1 protein-coding gene is annotated in these 513 nt (G+C 75.8%); it reads left to right on the forward strand.

The genetic code is table 11. The annotated features are described in order from the left end of the window. On the forward strand, nt 1–478 hold a 478-nt coding region (locus tag SM447_RS30060), incomplete at its 5' end, for an LLM class flavin-dependent oxidoreductase (RefSeq protein WP_474576236.1). Nucleotides 479–513: the final 35 nt, after the last annotated feature.

Genomic DNA, 513 nt, shown 5'->3' on the forward strand with positions numbered 1-513 from the left:
CGACCAGCCCGGCGCGGTCCGGGTCAAGGGGGAGTACTACCAGGTCAACGGCGCCAAGCGGGGCCCGGCGCCGGCGCACCGGATCGGCGTCTGGCTGGGCGCGTACAAGCCGCGGATGCTGCGGTTGACCGGTCGGCTGGCGGACGGCTGGCTGCCCAGCCTGGCGTACCTGCCGGGCGGGGTGGCCGACCTGGCCGAGGCGAACCGGGTCATCGACGACGCCGCGGCCGCCGCCGGCCGCGAGCCCACTGCGGTACGCCGGTTGCTGAACATCGCCGGGCGGTTCGCCGACACCGGCCGGGCCCTGCTCGACGGGCCGCCCGAGCAGTGGGCGGAGGAGCTCGCCGGCCTGACCCTGGAGTACGGGGTGAGCGGCTTCATCCTGGCGACCGACGACCCCACCATGATCGAGACCTTCGCCAACGAGGTCGCCCCGGCCACGCGGGAACTCGTCGCCCAGGAGCGCGCCGGCGCGTGACCCGCGCCCGGGTTCACTCCACCGCGGCCAACCGG

It is taken from the genome of Micromonospora aridisoli (genome assembly GCF_056150025.1).